This window comes from Ruegeria sp. BG6 (assembly GCF_056538465.1).
Genome location: NZ_JBQFTB010000007.1, coordinates 1 through 18,064, shown reverse-complemented (window position 1 = coordinate 18,064; position 18,064 = coordinate 1). Strand labels below are relative to the sequence as shown.

Genomic DNA, 18,064 nt, shown 5'->3' with positions numbered 1-18,064 from the left:
CCGGAGACCTCCATGCACATTGATCCCACCCAGTTGAAAATCGTTGAACAACGCCTGCTGTGGTTGTCGCATTGGATGATCCACCATGCCAATCATGTCCGGCCCAAGGTGGATGGGATCAAGATCGGTGGTCATCAGGCTTCGTCCGCCTCGATGGCATCGATCATGACGGCGCTCTATTTCTCGGCCCTGCGGCCGGAGGACAGGGTCGCCGTCAAACCCCACGCGTCGCCGGTCTTTCACGCGATGCAGTACCTCATGGGCAACCAGACCCGCGAGAAAATGGAAAACTTCCGCGGATTTGGCGGTGCTCAGAGCTACCCCAGCCGAACCAAGGATATCGATGACGTAGACTTCTCGACCGGGTCAGTGGGCCTGGGTGTCGCAATCACCTCGTTTGCCTCGATCATTCAGGATTACATCAAGGCCAAAAGTTGGGGCGCCGACGCCCCGTTGGGTCGCATGGTTGCACTGGTCGGCGATGCCGAGCTGGACGAAGGCAATATCTACGAGGCGTTGCAGGAAGGGTGGAAGAACGACCTGCGCAACACTTGGTGGATCATCGACTACAACCGCCAGTCACTGGATGGGATCGTACGCGAAGGGCTGTTCGAGCGGATCGAGAAGATCTTTGATGCTTTTGGCTGGGATGTCGTACGCGTGAAATACGGCGTCCTGCAACGCGCTGCATTCGAAGAGCCCGGAGGGGACCGGTTGCGGAACTGGATCGACGCCTGCGCCAATCAGGACTATTCGGCCCTGACGTTCATGGGAGGTGCGGTGTGGCGCCAGCGCCTGATGGACGATCTGGGCGATCAGGGAGACGTCACGGCGCTTATCGAACGGCGCACGGACGCGGAACTGGCGGCCTTGATGGAAAACCTCGGTGGCAACTGCGTCGAGACCATGTCCCGGACATTTGCCGCGATCGACCATGATCGCCCGACTTGCTTTCTAGCTTATACGGTAAAGGGCTGGGGCACGCCCATTGCCGGTCACAAGGACAACCACGGCGGGTTGATGAACAACAGTCAGTTTGCCGCGTGGCAGGCCCATATGGGCGTGCTTGAGGGTGAGGAATGGAATCCGCTCGCTGCAGTTGAGGATCCTGAAGCCCTGAAAGAATTCCTGTCCAAAGTGCCATTCTTTGCCAAAGGTCCTCGGCGCTATCTTGATGACAAGCTGGATGTGCCACCAATAGGGATCGCCACCAGCCGCGAGATTTCAACCCAGATGGCTTTCGGCAAGATTCTGGACGCCTTGTCCAAGGGCGACAGCCAACTGGCCGAACGCATTGTGACAACGTCGCCTGACGTAACCGGCACCACCAATCTTGGGCCATGGGTGAACCGTCGCAAGCTTTTCGCGCGTTCCGAACAGACCGACGCCTTTGTCGAACATCGTATCCCCTCGACGGCCAAATGGGAGTTCACACCGGAAGGGCAGCATATCGAGCTCGGGATCGCTGAAATGAACCTGATGCTTTTGCTGGGCGCGGCGGGTCTTTCGCATTCCCTGTTTGGAAAGCGGTTGATCCCGATTGGAACGGTTTATGACCCCTTTGTCAGCCGCGGACTCGATGCATTGAACTATGCCTGCTACCAGGACGCGCGCTTCATACTGGTGGGCACGCCGTCGGGGGTTACGCTGGCTCCGGAAGGTGGGGCGCACCAGTCCGTCGGCACCCCCCTGATCGGGATGAGCCAGGATGGGCTGGCCGCATTTGAACCCGCCTTTGCCGACGAGTTGGCGGTGATCATGGAATGGGCCTTCGACTACATCCAGCGCGACGGCGAGGGACAACCGGACGAGCGCACCTGGCTGCGTGATGAAACCGGAGGGTCGATCTACCTGCGCCTGACGACCAACCCGATCGAACAGCCCGGCAAACGCGTGGACGACGAATTCCGTCAGGGTGCGATCGATGGAGCGTATTGGCTACGCAAACCTGGACCCAATTGCGAGGTCGTAATCGCCTATCAGGGGGCAATTGCGCCAGAGGCGATCAAAGCCGCAGGAGCAATTGGTGAAGGCCGCCGGGACATCGGTGTTCTGGCCGTCACGTCCGCCGATCGGTTGAATGCCGGATGGACCGCCGCCCAACGGGCACGGTCACGCGGAAACAAGGCGGCGCTGTCCCACATCGAAGCCCTGATGTCTGACCTTCCGCGTCACTGCAAACTTATCACGGTGATCGACGGGCATCCTGCGACCCTGTCCTGGCTGGGGTCCGTGCATGGACATCCGACGATTCCAATGGGTGTCGAGCACTTCGGTCAGACCGGCACGATTGGCGATCTCTATCGTCACCACGGCATTGACGCCGATGCCATCATCGAAAAGGTGAGCGGATTGACAGTTGGGAAACCAATGCACCAACCGAGCATCGGCCTTGTTAAGTACTAACACCCTCTGATCGCAGCGTTTTGCAGGGTGAGGCCCCTTGGTCAAAGACGTCTCACCCCGGCACGAAATTGCGATCCAAGTATTGCCGGTTTGATTTCGACCAGCTTGCGCCGATCCATGCAATTTGGACCGGACCTCTGGGTCTTCTTCTTGATCCCGGAAACCATCTCCAATCCGACGGCAACCGGGCTGTTGCTGTTCGGAAATCAATTTGAAAAGGCCAGCCAAATTTTCAGCCTGCTATCCGCGACCGAATTCCTTGTCCGCGAAGCCATCCACGAGGAAGTCAATCAGGGTCCGAACGCGCCGTGGCAGAAAGGGCATTTCCGGGCGCAGTACGAAGACCCCACCGCCGGCGCTAGGCTCCGCGTGATCCGACAGAACCGGACACAGGCGACCAGTGCGCAAGTCGTCGGATATCAAAAACTCCGGCAACCACGCTATGCCGCGTCCCGCACAGCACGCCGAACGGAGCGCTTCCAGACTATTGCAGGAAAACCCCGACCCGAGCCGCGACATGCCGCCACCCGTTCGTTTGAAGCCCCAATCCGACAGATGTTTTTCCGGCCCGAGGCGCAGGCATCTGTGCGCAGTCAGGTCCTCGGGTTCCAGTGGAACTCCGCTCCGCTCAAGATAACCGGGCGCGGCACATGGGATCCGCTGATTGTCCATCATTTTCCGTGACACGAGGGACGAGTCCGGCAAGACGCCGCTGCGGATTGCGAGATCGAAGCCGTCGCCCACCAGATCAATGATCTTGTCCGTCAGCAACAGCTCGATTTCGACGTCGGGATTAAGCCCCATGAATTCGATCACAAGTGGGACGACATGTAATTGGCCAAGAGCCGCCGAGCTTGTCACACGGATCACACCGCGCAGGTTGCCGGCATCATCGGCAATGTCCTCTTCCAAGGTTGTCAGGCGGGCAAGAAGATCCCTCGCTTCCTCTACATATCGCTGCCCGGCCTCCGTCAATGCCATGCGCCGGGTCGAGCGGACAAGAAGCGGCACCCGCAGCCTCTGCTCCAACAGGTGCACCCGTTTGCCCACCGCAGACGGGGTGTACCCCAACACGCGGGCAGCGGCCGAAAAACTGCCATGGTCAACCACGGCCAGAAGGATTTCCAGTTCCATTTTTTGCGACATCTATTCCAAAAACTATTAAAAGTTGATCCAAGATACCGGATTATCGGCACAAACTTTCCAAATTATCTATGATGAAGGCCAATAAACCAAGGAGAAACACCTTGCCCATCGCTTCGAAAACCTCCCTTTTTAGCCCGCTCACCCTGCCGAACGGGCGTGTTTTGAAGAACCGGATCGTCAAATCGGCCATGTCGGACTCGCTGGCGGATGGCCGGGGCAACCCGACCGCCGCCCAGAAGCGTCTCTATGAACGCTGGGCCGAGGGTGGTTTGGCGGCGTCGATCATCGGTGAAGTGCAGGGGGATCCGCGTTACCCCGAAAAACCGGGTAATCTCGTGCTCGACGAGGCGGCCGATATGGCGGCTTTCAGGGATCTGGCCCGCCGTGGCTCGGTCAACGGTGCACAGCTTTGGCTGCAACTTGGTCACGCCGGGGCGCTCACGCATCGACCGATCGGTCATCCCAAAGGCCCAAGCGCAATCGATTTCCCTGATTTCAGTAGCGAAGAAATGTCGCTTTCCGAGATCAGGACCATTCCAGAAAAAATTGCCCGCACAGCCCGACGCTCTGCCGATCTGGGGTTTGGCGGTGTCCAGATCCATGCCGCGCACGGATTTTTGTTGAGCCAGTTCCTCTCTCCCCTCTTCAACCGTCGAACGGATGCCTATGGTGGCCCGATCCAAGCGCGGATGCGGTTGCTGATCGAAACCGTTGAGGCTGTACGGTCCGCGGTGCCGTCTGACTTCACAGTCGCGGTCAAACTGAACGCCACTGACCAGCTTGACGGCGGACTAACGGAACAAGACGCGCTCAGGGTGGTTGCCGGGTTGGACGGCAAAGGCGTCGATCTGCTGGACATCAGCGGAGGAACCTATTTTCCCGGCGCGCCATCTAGTTCCGAACGGGCAACCAAAGGTCCCTATTTTCTCGACTTCGCGCGCGCCGCGCGGCGGTTGACCAAGACCCCGCTCATGGTGACCGGAGGGTTCAAGCATCGATCAGAAGCAGAGGCCGCAGTCAAATCAGGGGATGTGGATGCGGTCGGCATAGCACGCGGCTTCATCCTGGACCCTGATTTGCCCAGCACTTGGCAGGCTGGGAAACGGGACCCTGTCTTCCCTCGCTTCGCCACTTTGCCGCCGGGTGGGATGACCGCATGGTTCACAATGCAAATGACGTACTATGGAGAAGATCGGGAAGGGCCGGTGGATCGGGATATTTTCCAGGCTATCGCCGAATATGAAAACCGCGACGATCAGCGTGTAGGGATTTGGAACGAGAAGTTTGTTTGACCCCCCCCTGCCTCCGAACACGCCAAACATAATCGACGAGGGCGCAGATGCTGTCGTGGCTTTTCGACGATCTATTCCGAAAAGCACCAATATCGCAAACCACTGTCTATCCGGAAGATGTTTTGGGAACTTCTATAATGTTGGCTTCACACCTCTGAAACCAATCAAAAAAAGCATTGGCCCCAGGTTTGCACGGTTGGTCATAGCGCGTGAATGTCAAACGGATCAGAGAAACCCTTGATCCTCGTTCCGCCGAATGTCCTTTCCACATGGGCACCATCCAACAGCCTCAGTGTTTCCTGATCTATCAAAATCCGGCTACCGGTTCGCTGGGTTTCCGCTTCAAGACGGGCCGCAAGGTTTACGGTCGATCCGATGCAAGTATACGTCGCCCGGTTGTCCGTGCCGGCATATCCGGCAACAACCTCGCCGGTTGCGATTCCGATGCCGATCTTCAAGGCATCTTTCCCTTCCGCGCGCCTTTCGAGATTTAGCATTTCGATCATGTTGTGCATCTCATGTCCCGCCGTAACCGCACTTTGCGCAGAGTTGGGCAGGTGTTGCGGAACCCCGAAAAGCGCCATCAAACCGTCGCCCAGCATCAGGCTGACAATGCCGCCATTGCTGGTCACAGCCTCGAACATCAAAGTGTAGAAGGTATTGAGCAGATCAATAGTTTCCTCCGGCGCGAGGTTTTCCGACAACGTCGTGAAGCCGCGGATATCGCAAAACAAAACCGACGCGTTGGCACGTTTGCCGCCGATGGCGAAGCCGGACGCTTGCAGGTCCTGGGCCACTTCGGTGGTTGCAAAGCGTTCAAGCAGACGTTTCTGTTCGTCCCGCAGTCTTTTCTTTTCGAGGCCACTGGAAACGCGTGCACTGAGAAGCGTCTTGTTGACCGGTTTCGGCAAGTAGTCTTCGGCCCCCAGTTCAATGCAGCGCACCACATTGTCGAGCCCTTCGACAGATGAGGTCACAATCACTGGCAGATCGCGCAGGTCGGTGTCCGACTTGGTCGCCTCCAGAACCTGGAACCCGTCCATTTCCGGCATTTCGATATCCAGAAGAAGCAGGTCGAAAGGCTGACTGGACAGCATCTCCATCGCAACCCGACCGTTTTCCGCCACCGAAGCCTGGTGACCCAAAAGCTCGACATTCCGGGACAACAGCAAGCGATTGACCTTGTTGTCGTCGACGATGAGCAGATGTCCGGGGGCGTCAGTCATCAATCAAGTTCCGAAGGGCCGCTGCTGCGGTGTTAAGGGCCGCCTCCAACGCGTTCGCATCCATAAGATCTCCGGCCACGGGCGGCTTTCCGAGCTCGACTTTCCTGGCCAGTTCGGCAAGCGCCGTTGCACCAAATGTGCTTGCATTGGATTTGATGGAATGTGCAGCCCGACGGTATCTGTCGGCATCGGCCGCACCCGCAGCTGCTTTCAATTCGCTAATCATTCCCGGGGCTTCGTCGAGAAAGGTGTTCACAAGCTCGGCAGCAAAGTCTTCGCCTGTCGCGTCTTTGAGTTCCATGAAGATTTCATGATCAATTGGGCTATCTGTCATGGATCACCTTCTTGTTCGGGGGGAGTTCAAAAGGGCTTCAATTAAAACGGGGACTCGGATCGGTTTGGTGATGTAATCGTCCATACCGGCGTCCAGACACATCTCGCGATCGCCCTGCATCGCGTTCGCAGTCATGGCAATTATGCGAGGACGGCTGCCATCGGGGAACGCCTTGTTGATCCGGCGGGACGCCTCCAACCCGTCCATTTCGGGCATCTGCACATCCATGAACACGACGTCGTATGTTTGTCGGTTTACGCTTTCAACGGCCTCAGCGCCGTTGCTGGCCAAATCCGCGCGATACCCCATCTGCTCCAGCAGGCGGAGGGCGAGTTTCTGGTTCACCAAATTGTCTTCCGCCAGCAATATGCGCAGGGGGTGGCGCTTTGCCATATCGGAGTCTGTTTGGGGTTTGTCCGGGGGTTTGGCCACTTTCAGTTGCACCTTTTGGGTCGCAAACAATGTGACCAACGTATCAAATAGCTGCGATTGACGTAATGGTTTGGCAAGGTTGGCGGCAAACAACCCGTCCTCAAGATCCATGTCGCGCTGGCCGAGTGAACTGAAGAGGATCATCGGCAGTGTCGGCTGCTTTGTGCGGATCTTTCCTGCAAGTTCCTCACCATCCATTTCCGGCATATGCATGTCGAGGATGGCCAGATCGAACCGGTCGGCATTTCCCAGCAGGCCCAGCGCTTCGGACGGAGTTTCACACGTCGTGGTTTGGGTGCCCCACTTCTCGGTTTGGAGAGCCAGGATTTTGCGATTGGTGGCGTTGTCGTCCACCATCAGAATACGCTTGCCCTCAAGCTCGGGCTGAACGCCAACCAGATTGCGAGATGATGACTTCACTGGTTTCGCCGCTTTGGCCCGGATCTTGAACACAAAAGTAGAACCACGCCCTTCGCCTTCGCTTTCCGCCCACATTGTCCCGCCCATAAGCTCTGCAAGACGCTTGGAGATCGCAAGACCCAGACCAGTGCCACCATATTTGCGGGTCGTTGAACTGTCTGCCTGACTGAAAGATTGAAACAGACGGCGCATGCCCTTGTCAGACAGGCCTATTCCGGTGTCGCGAACTTTGAACGTGAGTTCCAACGCGCCCTGCTCCTTGGCTGATCGCTCAACGGACAGAACCACTTCGCCGCTTTCTGTGAACTTCACGGCGTTAGACAGAAGGTTCAGCAGAATTTGCCGCAGTCGGGTCAAGTCGGCGCTGATCGCCGGGGGCAGAGCGTCGTCGAACTCATAGGCCAAATCGAGCTGTTTTTCGGCAGCTTTGCCGCTGATTAAATCCAGCGCGCTTTCTATGCATTCACGCAAGTCGAACGGATGGTTCTCGATATCCATTTGCCCGGCCTCGATTTTTGAGAAATCGAGGATTTCGTTGATGATACCCAGTAGCGCATCGCCACTGTCGCGGATCGTATTGGCATAATCGCTCTGCTCCGCATCCAACTCGGTGTCCATCAAAAGCCCGCTCATCCCGATCACGGCGTTCATCGGGGTTCTGATTTCGTGGGACATGGTGGCAAGGAAAGCGCTTTTGGCTTCGTTGGCCTCTTCCGCGGCCTTGCGCGCTTCTTCAGCTTCTCGGAATAGGCGCACATTCTCAATTGCTATGACAGCCTGGTCGGCGAAAGACTCCGCCATGGCGATATCATCATCCGAAAATGGCTTTTTCGTTTTCCTGATGAACACAAGGCCACCCAGGCAGGTGCCGGCACGCATCAACGGAACACCCAGGTAAGCCTCTGTTCCGTTTTCCTTATGCAGTTTTTTCGCCAATCTCGGCAGTTCATGTAATGAAAAATCGGAAACATGCCGTGTTCTTCCCGACATTAAGACCGAAGACTGGAAATTGTCTTGTGGATCAAGCGGGTGACGGGACTGTCCGAAGTCGCGTATCAACCCGTGCGGTGAAGCCACGGCCACTTGCCACCAGGATGACTCATCGGCCAAGGTTGCTATCGCCATATCACACGAAACAAGCCGGATCGCGGACTCTACGATCATCTCAAAAACAGGCGTTGTATCCGTAGGCGATTGGCTGATCACCCGCAGTACATCAGCACTCGCCGTCTGGCGCGCGAGCGCAGTTTGCGTGTCATTGAACAATTGAGAATTCTGGATCGCGATAATCGCCTGCGACGCGAATGTCTCCATTTGCTTGATTTGCTTTTCGTCAAAAGCAGCAGCCGTTCGGCTGCCCATGCTGATGACACCAATTGTGGCGCCGTCACGTATCAGAGGCACGGAAAGAACGGATCGATACCCTTCGAGGTTCGACTTCAGAACCGGATCATAAAGAGGGTCTGCCTGCGTATCCTCGACATAGTCGGCCTGTCCACGAAGAAGTGCACGCGCGGTCGCCGATGAGTTCCCCGGTTCAAATGGGTGCGCCTTCAGAAACTCGGTAAATCCGTCTGACAGGTTGTGCCCTGCAAAGAAATGATACTTCCCGTCCTCTGGTTTCTTCAAGGCGACGAAGGCATCCTGGAGACGGCAGATACGGGACGAAACGGCCAGCAACGCTTCCAGCACGGGTTCCAATGCGTCAGGAGATCGGGAAATCACCTCGAGAACTTCAGTCGTGGCAGTCTGGTATTGCAAGGCCTCTTCGACTTCTGCAGTGCGCGCCTGCACTTCCTCGAAAAGCTGCGTGTTGTTGATGGCGATCAGTGCCTGAGACGCAAAGGTTTCCAAAAGGCTGATCTGTTTGTCGTTAAACGCCGAAGCCTGCCGGTGCGCCATGACGATGACCCCAAGCGTCAGACCATTTTTGACAAGCGGAACGCCCAAAGTGGTCAGGTAATCGCCCATCTCGGCCGCTTGTTTCCATGTGTAAGTCGGATCGTTGCGCGTATCCTCGATGTAGACTGTTTTTCCATGCAACGCCGTTCGCCCGATGCACGAGCCTTCTTCGGGAGCTATGGGGTTGTCTGACAGGAACTTCAGAAACGCATCGCTCACGTTGTGGGACATGACCACCCGGTACAGCCCGTCGTCTGGGTCCCGCATCGCGAAGAATGCATATTCCGGCGAACATATGCGCGAAGAAACCTCGAGGATGGCATCCAGCACCGGCGGCAGATCGTTGGGCGAGCGGGAGATGACATCCAGCACTTCTGACGTGGCCGTCTGGTACTTCAGTGTCTCTTCCACTTCGGCCGTACGTGCCTGAACTTCTTCGAACAACTGGGTATTGTTGATCGCAATCACGGCCTGGGCCGCAAAAGTCTCTAATAGAGAGATCTGCTTTGAATTGAATGGCGCGACTTTATCGTGGCAGAGCACGATCACGCCGACCACCACTTTGCCCTTGATCAGCGGGACACCTAGCAGCGAACGGTACTTTCCGATGCGAGCTGCCTCTTTCCATGCGTATTCGTCAGCTTCCGTGTCCTTGTAATAGACTGTTTCCCCTCGGGCTGCTGTTTGGCCAATTCCGCTCCCGTGGCCGGCCGGAACAGGGTTGGCCTTCATGAACTTCATGAAAACACTGTCAAAATCGAGCATGATGTCCGTGTGGTAAAGGTTATCTTCCGGATTGAGGATCGAAATCGCTGCGTATTTTGGTTCGCAGATCCGGCTTGCGACCTTCAGGATTTCCTCAAGTACCGGCTCCAACTCGTTCGGAGAGCGCGATATGACCGACAACACGTCTGACGTGGCGGTCTGGTATTCCAGCGCTTGCTCTACTTCCGCAGTGCGTTTCTCAACCTCACGGAATAGGTTCGCGTTTGTGATGGCGATAATGGCCTGGTCTGCGAAAGTTTGAAGCAATTGAATCTGTTTCTTGGAAAACCCGGAAACTTCCGGCGACCCGAGCGATAATACGCCCACGACCTTGCCGTTCTTGACCAACGGCACCCCAAGCAGTGATTTGTATTCACCGACGCCGCTTTCTTCCATCCATGTGTAGGACGGGTCCGCTTCGACATCTTCGATATAGATTGTGCGTTTGGACAGAATGGCCCGCCCGCTTACACCGCTCTCACTGGGCGAAATAGGGTGCGATTTGACGTAGTCCGCAAAAACCGTGTCCTGAGTGAGTGTCGAGTGAACATGGAAAAGCCCGTCGTCCGGATCCAACATCGCAACATAGGCATCCTGCAATTCGCAGATGCGCGACGCCTCTTTGAGGATGGCATCGAGAACGGGGGACAACTCGTTTGGTGACGCCGAAATAACCCGCAGCACTTCAGATGTGGACGTCTGGTATTCCAGCGCTTGCGTAACTTCCGCCGTGCGGTCCTGGACCTCCCGAAACTGGCGAACATTCTCCATTGCTATCACGGCCTGGGCCGCAAATGTCTGGACCAGTGCGATGTCGTCATCCGAGAACGGTGCAACTTCACGGCGATAGAGCACGATCACCCCAAGTCCGGTGCCGCCTTTCATCAACGGAACCGCAAGAACCGAGCGGGCTCCTTCGATCTCGACCATCTGAACCCGTTTCGGGTCGCGGTCCCGGTAATAAAGCGGATCATCGGCGATGTTGTCCCGACGAATGACCTGCCCATCGACCATGGGCCTGATTGCGATCAGTTCCGTACGTGTCAAAGGCTCGGTGAATTCCCTGAGCGCTTCATCAAAATCGGTTCTCGCGCCAATATTGGCCGGGATCGTCGCAAGCCCGCGTTCGTGATCAGCGACACACAAGAAGGCCAGCGGTGCCTTGCACAAACGGCTGGCATTTTCGAGAATGCTGTGGAAGACCGGCTTGTCGTCGTCACGGCTGCGACTGATGACTTCAAGGATTTCTCGCGACGCTTTCTCCCGCTCAAGCCGTTCCTGAACTTCGCGAAACTGGCGCGTGTTCTCGATTGCAATCACCGCGTGTCTGGCGAATTCATCGATTAGCTGCACATCTGGGTCGGCGAATGGACGCACCTCGCGGCGGCTGACCGCGATGGCCCCGATGGCCTGCCCCCCCTGCAACAACGGAACTGCAACGCGGGACCGAATGCCTTCTACCTCAACCATCGCAACCGCCGTTGGATTGCCCGAGCGAAAGTAATCTGTGTCAGCTATATCGTCGACGCGAACTACCTGACCTGTTCGTATCGCGATAGCGGCTGTAAACGAACCTTCGAGAGGCCACTCCGTTCCTATTTCAGCCCCTTCTTTTTGGTGACCCCAAGCCGCCACGAGCCTTCCGCAGGTTCCAGCAGAGTTTACCAGAATGAGTGCGGCCTGATCCGCACCACAAACCTTGGTGGCCTGCTGAAGAACTACCTCAAAGACCCGCGCATCGTCGTCCCGGCTTTTGCTGATCACTGTCAGAACTTCCCGCGTCGCCGTTTGGCGTTCCAACTGAGTGTGCAGCTCTGTCATTTGGCGTGTATTGTCGATGGCGATGACAGCCTGAGCTGCAAAGCTCTCGACCAAAGCAATCTCGTCATCGGTGAAAGGGCGTACTTCGCGCCGATAAATCCCGATGACGCCAACCGGGTCGCCGTCCACTGAAATCAGAGGGACTGTCAGAAACGAGCGGACACCTTCTTCATCAACCAACTGACGGCGCCAAGGGTCCCCGTTAATGTAATGGTCTGTCAGGCGTAAATCGACGTTGTGAATAACCCGCGCTTCCCGCACAGACTCGGCAATCTGAAGATTTGAGTCCAACGACCAGCGATCAACACCGACCTCGTACGTGGCCAATTGATCGCCGTAATGGGCGGCGTATTCTAGATGCGTTCGCGCTTCATTCAAAAGGCTCAGCGTCGCGACATCGGTTTCACACAGCCGGGCGGTGTTTTCGAGGATCGTTTTAAAGACCGGAGCTTCATCCTCCCGAGAACGGCTAATTACCTCAAGCACTTCGCGCGTGGCGCCCTCGCGCGCCAGACGGGTCTGCAATTCGCGGAATTGGCGAACATTCTCGATTGCGATCACGGCTTGCGCGGCGAATGTTTCCATCAGCCGAACCTGATCATCGGTGTATGGGCGCACTTCGTTGCGCGCCAACATCAAACACCCGATTGCCGAGCCATCCAGTTTCAATGGAACAAACAGATTGCTGCGGCAACCATGTGTGTCGACAATCAGCTTAAAACGCTCATCAACGGACTTGTGAAAGTCGGTATCTCCCATATCGACAACGCGTTTGGTCTCGCCGCTGAGAATGGTATCGGTCACAAGGGAATTGCCCGGCTCCATGGTGTACTTACCGTCGAGCCAGAGCTGTTGAATGTCCGGGTGCAGATTAACGCTGGCCACCAGTTGCTGAAGGGCATCCCCTTCTCGCCCCAGAACCAGACCGGCGAAGAAAGCGTCGCAGAGATCTTTTGCCAGCGTTACAATCAGATCGCAGACCGGTTGCACGTCATCCTTGGTTTCGGAGATTGCCTGCATAACCCGCGCGGTCGCTTCGAACCGCGCCTGCTGATCAGCGACGCTGAGCCCCTCATTTTGCGCGGATGACGACGCAGGACCTGCCGTCTCTCCTGATGGTCTTTTTTCACCCACGTGAGGTTAAGCTCCCCAGTCAACTCATGAAAAGTACCAGGTTCGAGTTTAGAGAGCATGAGATAGAAGTCACTGAGTTTTCTTTGCAGCCGCTGGAATCAGCGTTGCCCCGCAAACAGCCCAATGCCACATGGTCCGATCATTTCAGATGAGCCGTGCCAAAACACACATGACGAAGCGAGCTGCCGTCCGTACCTTTTGCAGGTGTTCTGTTAGCACTTCACTGAGAAATCTGGATTCAACAAAGAAGGCTTTTGGGACCTGTCGATGCGTGTGCTCGAAGTGAGCGCAATGCATTACGTTGGCAACAGCGATCCCATCATCGTCGGGAGAGAGGTATTCCGTCGTTCGCGATTGTCACAATGTGATCCGCTCGAGCCTCAGGAGGACGCGACGTCTTTCATTTGGATGAGCTGAATGAGATTTCCGCACGTGTCATCAAAAACAGCCATGTGAACTGCCCCAGCGTCCATCGGTTCGGTGACGAAATCCACGCCCAGATCGCTCAGCCTCTTGTACTCAGCATCAAGGTCCTGGACCTGAAATGAATGTGCAGCGATGCCGTCTGCAACAAGGGCTGCTTTGTAAGGCCGCACCGCCGGGTGGTCGCTTGGTTCAAGCAGCAACTCGGTCCCCTCGGGATCTTCCTTTGATACGACCGTCAACCAACGGTTTTCGCCCAATGAGATATTGTGCTTGACCTTGAACCCCAGGGTTTCAGTGTAAAATTTCTCAGCTTTGCCTTGGTCATCAACAAAGATGCTGGTTACGTAGATTTTCATGTCTTGGATCCGTTTTGTTTTGTAATTTGTGAGCCATGATGCAGCCGCGATGTGCTCATCGCTCACGCGCAAGGAGTGCGTTTTTGTCCGGCCCTTCCATTCAACTTCGATCAAGCCTGCCTTCTCCAACACCGCCAGATGCTGGGAAACCGTCTGCCGGGACAACGCAACACCATCCTCCGCAACCGATGCGGCGCAAACTTCGAACAGCGACTGGGCAGGTTGCCTGCTCAGACGGTCGATGATGCGGCGGCGGGTGCTGTCGGAAAGTGCCTTGAAGATTAGGTCGAGCTGATCATCTTTCATGACTTCAATATGCAGTAATATTACAGCATGTAAAGTGCAGCAATATTACTGCATATTTCTTGCGCCGGAAGAAACATTCACGAGTCCTGCGAAAATGCCAGAAATGGGCGCACCAGGACTATTTTTCATACGGCTTGACACATGACGGACGGATGGCTAAGTCGACAACCGCCTGAGGCATACCGCCTCGTGCAACGGAGATTTTATGAAAGAGACCCGGGCCTAACGCCCGTTCCTGGCGACCCAAATTCAGGAACACCAACATTGATAGGCACACTCACGCGCGATGCTGAGTGATCCTGTTTCTGTGCTTTCGTAAGATCGAGACATCCCAATGAATATATCAAAGCACGAACAGCGTGTTTTGCACGAACTCGCCCTTGGCGGGTCGATCCATCATGAGCGCCTGGAAAACGGCAAAATCCACGACGTCATTTGTTACACGCGCGACGGTCATATCCTGACCGACTGCAGCCTTGGCGTCTTCAAGCGCCTTTTGAAGCGCCGCTTCATTCGCTCGAAAAACGGCAGTCCTTACCGCGCATCCGCGTTGGGGATCAAATCCGTGCGTGCGCAAATGAACCAACGATAGGAAAGAAAAAATGAACCATATGAAAATCGAGGTCATTGGGTTTTTTATCCAAGATCAAGTTAGTTTCGACAAACACGCAGACACCGTACTCCTGAGCTTTTGACCCTGTCGCAATTCTGGATGCAGCTTGAACAGAGGCCCGGAACCGCAAAGCCGCTCGATGGTAAGGCGATTGCGGTCGCACTGATCATACAGCCGGAGATGACAAAGTAATCTTCGGTTAGGCTCTGTAGTCTGCTCATACCCTTCGCCATCCAATTGGCGGAGGGTTTTTTCGGCTACACAGTGCTCAATCTTCTTTTGGGAAATACGTCTTCCACCTCGGCTCTTGGCCTAAACTCGGTGCAGGGAACTGGCAAAATCTTGCCGGGGAATTGGCAACCCTCTTTTCATTTCGGATTGGATCACCGTAAAAGCCTCGAAAGTCTTCGAACAGGCAAAGAAGCGATTTGCACACCAGCGCCCGCAAAACGAATACGAACCGGCCGATTTTGCTCGGCACTGCCCGAACCGCGATTGCGTTGGGGCTTTTCATTCTTGTTTCTGCCTGTGCCCAAAACCCATCCGAAAGGGAACTCAATCCGGAACGTCAGTCAATGGCGTTGCGCGAGGTTTCACAAAAGCAGGCCCGGGGGCAAAGGGTGTGGTGCGTACCTTATGCACGAAACCTCAGCGGCATCGAAATTCGCGGCAACGCCAAGGACTGGTGGGGCAAGGCGCACAATATTTTTCAGCGGGGCAATGAACCGGTTGTCGGTGCGGTGATGTCGTTTAGGGCTACCCGAGGGATGCCGTTGGGCCATGTAGCTGTCGTGTCCGACATTGTAACCGAGCGGGAAGTTATCGTGAACCACGCGAACTGGCACCGCAATAAGGTATCATTGAAAATGGGCGTCAGGGACGTATCCAAAAAAAATGACTGGACGCTGGTCCGGGTCGAAAGTCAGCCGGGCCGGTATGGCAGTTTCTACCCGGTGAACGGATTCATATATCCGATCGCTACCAAGTAGCCCAACCCAATTTCTCTTCTCGTTCGCCACAAACCCGTTGAATGCCCCGCGGGCGTTTTTCGCCCCGTTTGCCAAGCGCGGTGACTGACCGCCATCCCAAGGAAAACGAACGGTGGCGTCGTTCGACATCTCGAAAAATGCAAAGCTTGATTTGTGAACATACGGTTGGGGCTGGCAGTAGCAATCGGTACGTTTTCACCCGAACGACCACAATTTGAATTGAACCCAACAAAGTTCCAATCGACAGTTATTGAGCTTCGATCTCCGAAAAAAGAGGTTTCTGCGCCCAAAGTTTTGGGCCAAAGATGCAAGCCTTTAGGCGGTATGCAAAGCTATGGGCGCACCTACAACTGTGTAGGGACGCGTATAACGCTGCATTCCTATCATTGATTTTGTTCAAAACAATTTGGGTGTCATCGCCCATAATTCCGCGCGATGTTTGCGCATAACTTTATACGATTTGCCCAAAAATCTGCGCCGTTCACGATGCACGCTCAATTGGCGATAGTCGTAGCGTGACTCGATCAACTTCAACACACCGATAATCAATCCAGAAAACTATATTTTTGGAGAAAATCAAACCATAGTCGAGACAGCTTTGAATTCGCTAAGTTGATTATCTTACAACTATATCTCTACCAGTTGCAAAGTCATAAGCCGCGGGACTTGGCCCATCTTTTCTCAACCGAAGGAGTCTTTCTTTTCCTTCTGTCAGGCTCGGAATATGGCCCGCCTGGATCGGCCAGATGACATAGCTTGGCTCACAAACATGTTCAAACCACTCCGCCCTGCGATCAAGAAATTGACCATGGACGGTCTTGTGAACAAAGTGTTTCAAGTATTCAAAGTTCTGCCAAGTTGACAGTGTCGCCAGAGCGACGTGTGGCCGAACAAACAATGCACCCGTATCGTTTTCCGGGAGATCATAGCCTTCTCCTTGAAGGCGCCAGATAAAGCCCTTGGATCGATCTGCGACCGCGTTCAGACGATCTGAGTTGTCCTCGAACCCAGCAATACGGGGATCGCCTGGAGGGTGTAGCAAGTACCCCATGTTCAATTGTGCAATATGTTCCACAGAATATCTCCGCCGCTGAAAGTGGCTATTACAGTCACCAGCAGTTCTGACTCTGTCCAGTGATATTAGATCTATGGCATACAAACCGGCAAGTAGGTTCAAGGCCGACGCTGATCGCTCAATTCGTCCTCTGCGGTTTATTCATTTGTCAAATAGCGAACGAATTGATCGTTCTCGGATTGCCGCTGACGTCGGCTTCTTCAGGCGTTCCCAAACCAAAATGCCCCGTCCCTGCTTCCCCCCGAAAACGACCTTTTTCGCCGTCAATTCCAAACACTCGCAGATTGGGGCCATGGTTCGCAATTTGTCCTGCCCGGCCCAAGATGCTTCGGTCTCAGCATGCACCCAAAAAAACGCTTCCAGAACGCGCGCCCAACAACTGACCTGGCAATACCAGGTGCAACACGGACGACGCGCGTACCAATGCCGCCTGATCAGTCAGTTGCAAAGCAATAAAATAGGCCCGCCCCGCCAGAACGCGGCAAATGCTCTTCTCCGCATCCACGCGAGCCGTGCGATGAGTTCCAGGACACCATGTTTCGAGCATCATTGAGACCGATACGGTCATGATGCCCAACAATCGCAGACCCGTCCTCGCTATTGGAAGTCCAGTTACTGCAAGTCGTGTCACCACCTGCCGTCGAGAAGTATCCAGCGGAATCGGAGCCGGTCAGAATGTCATGTTTATTCGGCTGACTGCCACGTCCATTGACGGGGTTACCATTTTCGTCAAGCGCGCTCTGTAGACTAATGTTCACGCTGTCGCTGTGCAGGTCTTCAACACTGTTGGCGATGAGCTCTCCATTGGCATTGTGCCAGGGGCCCGATCCGATCCGGTCGCGTGCAGAAATGCCATTGGTGATTGTCATCGGGTCGGTGCTGCGATCAATGGACATTGAGGTGCTCAGATAGGCCGCAAATGTTTTGGAAGAACCGGCCGCGGAAGCGAGTGCATTGCAATGGGCATCGGCGCCTTCGAGGCCGCCTAGATTAGCTCCGTCCCCCTTGCCCACACTAGTGATGAAAAACGACATCTCCTCACCCGCCGATTGCGCCTGTGCAGCCGTTGCGAAACTGCAGATTAGGAGTGCAGCAACCCCATGGGCAGTTGTTCGTTTGGTGAACTTCAACATTTGTGTCTCCCTTCGTGCTGTGTAATCACTGATGCTAGTCGCAAGCTCCGTTTGGGTCCACGGAATAGCGCTCACGAATTAGGGAACATGGCAGCGCAGCAAATAAAACAAAGAACGCGTAACCTCCTAACGACAACGCGCATCAATTTGCCTGATCAGAGAGACTGAGAACACGAAAAATCTGCACGGGGTTACCAATCAGCCCCACTTGTGTGGTCTAATTTGATTGTTAGTGCAAGGCCGGCCTTTGGTCCATCAGAACGATGGTTTCCGGGGCCGGTGGTTAAT

11 protein-coding genes are annotated in these 18,064 nt (G+C 55.2%); 4 read left to right on the top strand and 7 right to left on the bottom strand.

Annotation, left to right across the window (positions count from 1 at the left end; translation table 11 throughout):
- Positions 1-12 precede the first annotated feature (12 nt).
- Positions 13-2,406, top strand: a complete 2,394-nt coding sequence (locus ACR0JW_RS13465) for a transketolase (RefSeq protein ID WP_480714046.1) — start codon at positions 13-15, stop codon at positions 2,404-2,406.
- 240 nt (positions 2,407-2,646) lie between these two features.
- On the opposite strand, the gene ACR0JW_RS13460 is transcribed toward ACR0JW_RS13465, so the two are convergent.
- Complete coding sequence (locus ACR0JW_RS13460; protein WP_170681781.1) at positions 2,647-3,552, bottom strand: LysR family transcriptional regulator; 906 nt, start codon at positions 3,550-3,552, stop codon at positions 2,647-2,649.
- A gap of 101 nt (positions 3,553-3,653) precedes the next feature.
- Between ACR0JW_RS13460 and ACR0JW_RS13455 the strand changes: the two genes are divergently transcribed.
- The gene (locus ACR0JW_RS13455) at positions 3,654-4,844 is read left to right on the top strand and encodes an NADH:flavin oxidoreductase/NADH oxidase family protein (RefSeq protein ID WP_480714045.1); all 1,191 of its coding nucleotides are present in this window, start codon (positions 3,654-3,656) and stop codon (positions 4,842-4,844) included.
- 200 nt (positions 4,845-5,044) lie between these two features.
- Here ACR0JW_RS13455 and ACR0JW_RS13450 read toward each other — a convergent pair whose 3' ends face one another.
- The 4 genes from ACR0JW_RS13450 to ACR0JW_RS13435 all read right to left on the bottom strand — a co-directional run bounded on the left by ACR0JW_RS13450 (position 5,045) and on the right by ACR0JW_RS13435 (position 13,966).
- Positions 5,045-6,070 carry a response regulator gene (locus ACR0JW_RS13450; protein ID WP_170681782.1) on the bottom strand — a complete coding sequence of 342 codons (1,026 nt, stop codon included), beginning with the start codon at positions 6,068-6,070 and terminating at the stop codon, positions 5,045-5,047.
- Positions 6,063-6,404: an Hpt domain-containing protein gene (locus tag ACR0JW_RS13445; protein WP_170681783.1), complete on the bottom strand. Its 342-nt coding sequence runs from the start codon at positions 6,402-6,404 to the stop codon at positions 6,063-6,065. The genes ACR0JW_RS13450 and ACR0JW_RS13445 overlap by 8 nt, the downstream gene beginning before the upstream one ends.
- Positions 6,405-6,407: 3 nt before the next feature.
- Complete coding sequence (locus ACR0JW_RS13440; RefSeq protein ID WP_170681784.1) at positions 6,408-12,878, bottom strand: GAF domain-containing protein; 6,471 nt, start codon at positions 12,876-12,878, stop codon at positions 6,408-6,410.
- A 380-nt stretch (positions 12,879-13,258) separates the two neighbouring features.
- Positions 13,259-13,966 (bottom strand): VOC family protein, encoded by a 708-nt coding sequence (locus ACR0JW_RS13435; RefSeq protein ID WP_480714044.1) that lies wholly within the window; start codon positions 13,964-13,966, stop codon positions 13,259-13,261.
- Positions 13,967-14,300: 334 nt separating this feature from the next.
- Here ACR0JW_RS13435 and ACR0JW_RS13430 point away from each other — a divergent pair, with 334 nt between their 5' ends.
- Positions 14,301-14,558, top strand: coding sequence for a YjhX family toxin (locus tag ACR0JW_RS13430; protein ID WP_170681785.1), 258 nt, complete (start codon positions 14,301-14,303; stop codon positions 14,556-14,558).
- Between the two features lie 596 nt (positions 14,559-15,154).
- Positions 15,155-15,568 carry a CHAP domain-containing protein gene (locus ACR0JW_RS13425; RefSeq protein ID WP_480714043.1) on the top strand — a complete coding sequence of 138 codons (414 nt, stop codon included), beginning with the start codon at positions 15,155-15,157 and terminating at the stop codon, positions 15,566-15,568.
- A gap of 616 nt (positions 15,569-16,184) precedes the next feature.
- Here the strand turns inward: ACR0JW_RS13425 and ACR0JW_RS13420 are convergent.
- Both ACR0JW_RS13420 and ACR0JW_RS13415 read right to left on the bottom strand, forming a co-directional pair.
- Positions 16,185-16,643 carry a DUF3291 domain-containing protein gene (locus ACR0JW_RS13420; protein ID WP_170681786.1) on the bottom strand — a complete coding sequence of 153 codons (459 nt, stop codon included), beginning with the start codon at positions 16,641-16,643 and terminating at the stop codon, positions 16,185-16,187.
- A 434-nt stretch (positions 16,644-17,077) separates the two neighbouring features.
- Positions 17,078-17,776 carry a hypothetical protein gene (locus ACR0JW_RS13415; RefSeq protein WP_170681787.1) on the bottom strand — a complete coding sequence of 233 codons (699 nt, stop codon included), beginning with the start codon at positions 17,774-17,776 and terminating at the stop codon, positions 17,078-17,080.
- Positions 17,777-18,064: the final 288 nt, after the last annotated feature.

Coding starts and splice junctions, on each gene's coding strand:
- ACR0JW_RS13430 (WP_170681785.1), top strand. CDS start 14,301: ATGAATATATCAAAGCACGAACAGCGTGTTTTGCACGAACTCGCCCTT.
- ACR0JW_RS13435 (WP_480714044.1), bottom strand. CDS start 13,966: ATGAAAGATGATCAGCTCGACCTAATCTTCAAGGCACTTTCCGACAGC.
- ACR0JW_RS13465 (WP_480714046.1), top strand. CDS start 13: ATGCACATTGATCCCACCCAGTTGAAAATCGTTGAACAACGCCTGCTG.
- ACR0JW_RS13445 (WP_170681783.1), bottom strand. CDS start 6,404: ATGACAGATAGCCCAATTGATCATGAAATCTTCATGGAACTCAAAGAC.
- ACR0JW_RS13460 (WP_170681781.1), bottom strand. CDS start 3,552: ATGTCGCAAAAAATGGAACTGGAAATCCTTCTGGCCGTGGTTGACCAT.
- ACR0JW_RS13425 (WP_480714043.1), top strand. CDS start 15,155: ATGGCGTTGCGCGAGGTTTCACAAAAGCAGGCCCGGGGGCAAAGGGTG.
- ACR0JW_RS13415 (WP_170681787.1), bottom strand. CDS start 17,776: ATGTTGAAGTTCACCAAACGAACAACTGCCCATGGGGTTGCTGCACTC.
- ACR0JW_RS13450 (WP_170681782.1), bottom strand. CDS start 6,070: ATGACTGACGCCCCCGGACATCTGCTCATCGTCGACGACAACAAGGTC.